Genomic DNA, 2,943 nt, shown 5'->3' on the forward strand with positions numbered 1-2,943 from the left:
CCAGGGTCTCGAGTCGCACCGAGAGCGGCGACGCTGAGCCGCCGCCCTTGCCCCTCACCTGGGCTGTCGCGGGGGTGGCTGCGGCCAGGCCGGCCACCAGCCCCGCCACCACGACAACCATCGCGACCCGTCGTCGGTTGATCATCTGTGTCCTTCACCATTGGGGACCTGCGGGCGCCCGCACGTCAAGATTCACCAGACCCATCGGCACAACCGGTCACGTCGTGAGCCGACGTGTCGTTCGATCATCGCCGATGCCTGCTTCCCTGACAAGTGGCTGTGGCGGCTCGCCCGCCGGGCGCGACGTGGATGGGCACCCGTTGGTGCCACGCCTCGTGGGCGGTTGGGTCGACCCGGGAGGCGCGGGCCAGACTCGGCCCCATGGCCCGAGTGCTCGTCACCGAGAAGATCGCCGACGGCGGGCTCGACGCCCTGCGTGCTGCCGGCCACGACGTCGATGTCCAGACCGGACTCGACCCCGAGCAGCTCGTGGCCGCCATCGGTGGGGCCCACGCCCTGATCATCCGGTCGTCGACGACGGTCACCGCCGAGGTGCTCGAGGCCGGCACCGACCTGGTGGTCGTGGGCCGAGCCGGCATCGGCCTCGACAACGTCGATGTGGAGACGGCCACCCGCCGCGGGGTGATGGTGGTGAACGCCCCGCAGTCGAACATCCTCTCCACCGCCGAGCACACCATGGCGATGCTGCTGTCGGTGGCGCGCCACATCCCGCAGGCTCACGGCGCCCTGGTCGAGGGCCGGTGGGAGCGCTCCGAGTGGGTTGGCGTGGAGATGGCCGACAAGACCCTCGGCATCGTCGGGCTCGGCCGCATCGGCAAGCTGGTCGCCCAACGGGCCAGCGCCTTCGGCATGAAGATCATCGCCCACGACCCCTTCGTGGCCGCCGAGCGGGCCCGCCAGCTCAACATCGAGCTGGTCGACCTCGAAACCCTCGCCGCAACCGCTGACTTCGTCACGCTCCACGTGGTCAAGACGCCGGACACGATCGGGATGATCGGCGAGGACTTCTTCGCCCGGGCCAAGCCCGGCATCCGCATCGTGAACGTGTCCCGCGGCGGGGTGATCGACGAGGACGCGCTGGCTGCCGCCCTGGCCGACGGGCGCTGTGGCGGCGCCGCCCTCGACGTGTTCACCAGCGAGCCCCCCACCGGGTCACCGCTCTTCGCCCGGACCGGCTTCGTCGGCACCCCGCACCTCGGGGCCAGCACGCGGGAGGCCCAGGACAAGGCGGGTGACACCATCGCCGAGCAGGTGCGCCTGGCCCTGGCCGGCGAGTTCGTGCCCTTTGCCGTGAACATCGCCGCGGCCGAGGCCTCGGAGACGGTGCGCCCGTTCCTGGGCGTGGCCGAACAGCTCGGTGGCATCTTCGCCGGGCTGTCCGAGGGTCTGCCGCCGGTCATCGACATCGAGTACCAGGGCGAGCTGGCCGGCTACGACATCCGCATCCTCACCCTGTCGGTGCTGAAGGGCGCCTTCGCTGGTTCGACCGAGGAGCCGGTGAGCTACGTCAACGCCCCGCAGGTCGCGGCCGAGCGGGGCATCGAGGTGCGCGACACCACGACCGTCACCTCCCGTGACTGGGTCAACCTGGTCACCGTCGCCGGCGGCGGCCACTCGGTGTCGGGCACCCTCGTGGGGCTGCGCTCGGAGCCTCGGCTGGTCTTGGTCGACGGCCACACCGTCGACGTGCCGCCCTCGCCCCACATGGTGATCGTCCGCAACGACGACCGCCCCGGGGTCATCGGTCGCGTCGGCAGCGTGCTGGGCGACGCCGGCGTGAACATCGCCGACATGGATGTTGGACGCTCCGCAGAGGGGGCCTCGGCGCTGATGGTCATCTCCACCAGCCAGGCCGTGTCCTCCGGCGTGGTCGACGCCGTGCTCGCCTCCGACGGCGTGTCGTCGGTCGCTGTGGTCGACCGGACCTGACGCCCGTGCCCCCGGCGGCCGGGACCTCGGAGGCGGCCGCCCGCACCGTCGGCGCCGTCGTGGCGCTGGCGACCGCCGCCTTCTTCGTCCTCTACTTCCTGGCCCCGATCGGCGACGCCGGGGGCCCGGGCCGGCCGACCCTGGCCGACGTGGCCAGCACCTATGTGAACCTCGGCGTGGTCGTGCACTGCACGGTGGCGGCCACGGTGGGCCTGGGCGTGGCCATCCGTCCGAGCCTCGGGCCGGGGGTGGTGGCCCTTGCCGCCCTGCCGATGCCGTGGCTGCTGCGCATCGGTGTCGGGGTGCTCGACGTCGAGGACCCGAGCGGGCCGCTCCTCGCCGTGCAGGCGGCGGCGTTCGCGCTCGTGCTCGGTGTGGTCGTCGCCCTCGGCCTCACCATGGCGCGCCTCTCGCCGCCCCCGGGCGGGGTGGTGATCGCCGACGCGGTCGCCTACCTCGTCGGCGTCGGGGGCCTGTGGGTCACCGTCGGGGTGGGCTGGTACCGCCTCGTCGGTGGCAGCGACCGCTTCGGCGGGCTGCTGCAGACCGACATCTGGGCCGGTCGGGGCTCGTGGCTCGGCCTCGTGCTCGCTGCGTCCGCCTTGGCGGTGGCCGTGGCCCGGGGCGGCATTGCCCGCCGGGTCGGTGGCGCGCTGGTGACGGCGCTGCTCGTCGTCGAGGCGGTGCGCCGCACGGTCCTCTCGTCCGCGGACCTGCTGCCGCCCGGTGCGACCGACGGCCTCGGTGCCACCTTCGCGCTCGAGCCGGTGCTGGGCCTGGTGCCGGTGCAGCTGGTGGGCGCCGCCGCGGGAGCATGGCTGGCCACCACCGAGGGCGATGACGAGCTCGCGGGCCCCGGCGACGGGAGACGAGGTGGGGCCCGACGAGGTCTGAGGGGCGCGGCGGCGCCGTCAGCGCTTGGCGGCTCGGAAGCCGTCGGCCTCGGCGGCCGCGGGAGATGGGTAGCACCGCTCGGGTCGGGTGCGGTCGTAG

General features: G+C 73.3%; 1 protein-coding gene and 1 pseudogene. Both read left to right on the forward strand.

The window, feature by feature from the left end; all coding sequences use genetic code 11:
* Positions 1 to 381 precede the first annotated feature (381 nt).
* The gene (serA, locus tag VNL12_RS08195; RefSeq protein WP_325593404.1) at positions 382 to 1,950 is read left to right on the forward strand and encodes a phosphoglycerate dehydrogenase; all 1,569 of its coding nucleotides are present in this window, start codon (positions 382 to 384) and stop codon (positions 1,948 to 1,950) included.
* 5 nt (positions 1,951 to 1,955) lie between these two features.
* Positions 1,956 to 2,943, forward strand: a pseudogene (locus VNL12_RS08200) (hypothetical protein); the annotation flags it as partial.

The sequence above is a fragment of the Iamia sp. genome (genome assembly GCF_035575815.1).
GTDB lineage: Bacteria > Actinomycetota > Acidimicrobiia > Acidimicrobiales > Iamiaceae > Iamia.

What these genes read in the sequence shown, in the direction of transcription:
- serA (WP_325593404.1), top strand. Translation starts at nt 382, where the DNA reads ATGGCCCGAGTGCTCGTCACCGAGAAGATCGCCGACGGCGGGCTCGAC.